Genomic DNA, 2,717 nt, shown 5'->3' with positions numbered 1-2,717 from the left:
AAGGACCCGAGAAATGCCTCCCAAGAAGAAAGTCGCAGCCATCGTCAAGGTGCAGCTGCAGGCCGGTATGGCCAACCCGGCACCGCCCGTCGGTACCGCGCTCGGCCCCCACGGCGTCAACATCATGGAGTTCTGCAAGGCCTACAACGCGGCCACAGAAGCCATGCGTGGAAACGTCGTCCCGGTCGAGATCACGATCTACGAGGACCGTACGTTCTCCTTCATCACGAAGACGCCCCCGGCGGCTGAGCTGATCAAGAAGGCCGCCGGTCTGGCCAAGGGCTCGCCCGTTCCGCACAAGGAGAAGGTCGGCAAGATCTCGAAGGACCAGATCCGTGAGATCGCCACGACCAAGCTGCCCGACCTCAACGCGACCGACATCGACGCCGCGATGAAGATCGTCGAGGGCACTGCGCGCTCGATGGGCGTCACGACCGACTAGTTCCAACCCCCGTACCACTAGTGGCAGGGCCGGCTGGGCCCGTACCGACCACGACTGGTTCACACACCACGAAGGAAGACCAGAGATGGCACAGCACAGCAAGGCGTACCGTGAGGTCGCCGACAAGATCGACAAGGACAACCTCTACACCCCCCTCCAGGCCACGACGCTGGCCAAGGAGTCGGGGAGCAAGAACTACGACTCGACGGTGGACGTCTCGATCCGCCTCGGTGTCGACCCCCGCAAGGCCGACCAGATGGTGCGCGGCACCGTCAACCTCCCTCACGGCACCGGCAAGACCGCACGGGTCCTGGTCTTCGCCACCGGCGCCAACGCCGACGCCGCCCGTGAGGCCGGCGCCGACCACGTCGGAGCCGACGAGCTGGTCGACAAGGTCAACGGCGGTTGGCTCGACTTCGACGCCGTCGTCGCGACGCCCGACATGATGGGCAAGGTCGGTCGCCTCGGCCGTGTCCTCGGTCCCCGCAACCTGATGCCCAACCCCAAGACCGGCACCGTCACCCCTGACGTCGCCAAGGCCGTGGGCGACATCAAGGGCGGCAAGATCGAGTTCCGCGTCGATCGTCACGCCAACCTGCACTTCGTGATCGGCAAGGCGTCGTTCTCCGCCGAGCAGCTCGCCGAGAACTACGGCTCCGCGCTCGACGAGATCCTGCGCCTCAAGCCGGCCAGCTCGAAGGGCCGCTACGTCAAGAAGATCACGGTCTCGACGACGAACGGCCCCGGCATCCCGGTCGACCCGTCCCGCGTCAAGAACTACGCGGTCGACGCCGACTGACGTCACCCCGCACGTAGCACCGGCCCCGCCGGACATCATCGATGTCCCGGCGGGGCCGGTGTCGTTCGTGGGGACCGCGCGAGTCATGACACCACGTCTCCCTGGCTATGATCCCTGCATGACCCTTCGACTCTCCCGCCTCGCCGCCGTCGCCTCCGTCGTCGTGCTGGCCCTCGGCACCACGGCCTGCAGTGGCAGCGACGACTCGTCGTCCGCCGCCACCTCGTCGACCAAGGGCTCGTCGAGCGCCGCGGACACAGCGGGGGACGAGCTGACGCAGGCCACCTTCTTCACCGCGATCACGGACGCGCAGAGCAAGGCCGGCACGAGCCACGTGGCGCTGGAGATCGGCTCGGGTGGCCAGAAGATCGAGGCCGAGGGTGACGTCGAGGTCGGCAAGACGGTCGCCGACACCGCGATGTCGATGACGATGGACATGGGCAGCACCGGAGCGGGAAAGATCGCGATGGTCATCGTGGACAACACGTTCTACATGAACCTCGGAAAGATGACCGGCGACAAGTTCGCCAAGATCGACCTGGACGACGACAGCAACCCCATCGCGAAGCAGTTCGGCTCGATCACCGACCAGCTGGACCCGTCGAGGCAGCTGGCCCAGTTCAAGGACGCCGTCACGTCGTTCAAGAAGTCCGGCGCGGCCAAGAAGATCGACGGCGTGCAGGCCCAGCCCTACGAGATCGTGCTCGACACCTCCAAGATCAAGGCGTTCGACGAGCTCCCCGCAGGTGCCGAGGCGAACGTCCCGAAGACCCTGACGTACACGATGTTCGTCGATGCCGACAACCTCCTGCGCCGGGTCGAGGCCGACGTGGCGGGCTCGACCGTCACCGCGACCTACAGCAAGTGGGGCGAGCCCGTCGACGTCAAGGCGCCGGCCGCCGGCCAGCTCTCGGACCTCGACCTGAGCAAGATGGGGGCATCCGCCTCCTGACCGTCGGGGCGACGATTTGGTCGCCCCGCCCCCGTCCCCTAGACTGGGTGAGCCGAAGACCGCTGGCAGGCAGCTCTCACGAGCTGTCCGAAGCGCCCGAAGAGGGCGGCCCGCGCAGGTTCACGATCCAGATGCAGCAAATGCGTCCCGTGGCCCTGTGCCCGGGACGCTTTTTTCGTGTCGGGCCCGTGTACGCACATGGGATCGCAGTCTAGGTACGACCCATGTGCTGGAAGGAGACCCATGGCAAACGCGGAAAAGACAGCCGCAGTTGCGGAGCTGGCGGACAACTTCCGTCAGTCGAGCGGCGCTGTCCTCACCGAGTACCGCGGTCTCACCGTGAAGCAGCTGCAGGAACTGCGCCGCTCTCTCGGTGAAGACGTGAGCTATGCCGTCGCCAAGAACACGCTGACCAAGATCGCCGCCAAGGACGCAGGCGTGGAGCTCGACACCGAGCTCCTCACCGGTCCGACCGCGATCGCCTTCATCAAGGGCGATCCGGTGCTGGCAGCGAAGAGTCTGCG

Annotated in this window: 4 protein-coding genes; all 4 read left to right on the top strand. The window is 66.2% G+C overall.

Going from position 1 to position 2,717, the window contains the following annotated elements; genetic code table 11:
- Window positions 1-13: 13 nt before the first annotated feature.
- On the top strand, window positions 14-442 hold the full coding sequence (gene rplK / locus JWQ91_RS06305; RefSeq protein WP_297782012.1) for a 50S ribosomal protein L11: 429 nt from the start codon (window positions 14-16) through the stop codon (window positions 440-442).
- A gap of 85 nt (window positions 443-527) precedes the next feature.
- A complete protein-coding gene (gene rplA, locus JWQ91_RS06300) occupies window positions 528-1,241 on the top strand; it encodes a 50S ribosomal protein L1 (protein ID WP_297782011.1) in 714 nt (237 codons plus the stop codon).
- A gap of 118 nt (window positions 1,242-1,359) precedes the next feature.
- Window positions 1,360-2,193, top strand: a complete 834-nt coding sequence (locus tag JWQ91_RS06295; protein ID WP_297782010.1) for an LppX_LprAFG lipoprotein — start codon at window positions 1,360-1,362, stop codon at window positions 2,191-2,193.
- 243 nt (window positions 2,194-2,436) lie between these two features.
- Window positions 2,437-2,717, top strand: a 281-nt coding sequence (gene rplJ, locus JWQ91_RS06290) for a 50S ribosomal protein L10 (protein ID WP_297782009.1), incomplete at its 3' end; no start/stop codon positions are given.

The sequence above is a fragment of the Aeromicrobium sp. genome (genome assembly GCF_025965075.1).
Classification (GTDB): Bacteria; Actinomycetota; Actinomycetes; order Propionibacteriales; family Nocardioidaceae; genus Aeromicrobium.
The sequence above is the reverse complement of the archived record's forward strand: the minus strand, read 5'-3'. Positions and strand labels throughout refer to the sequence as shown.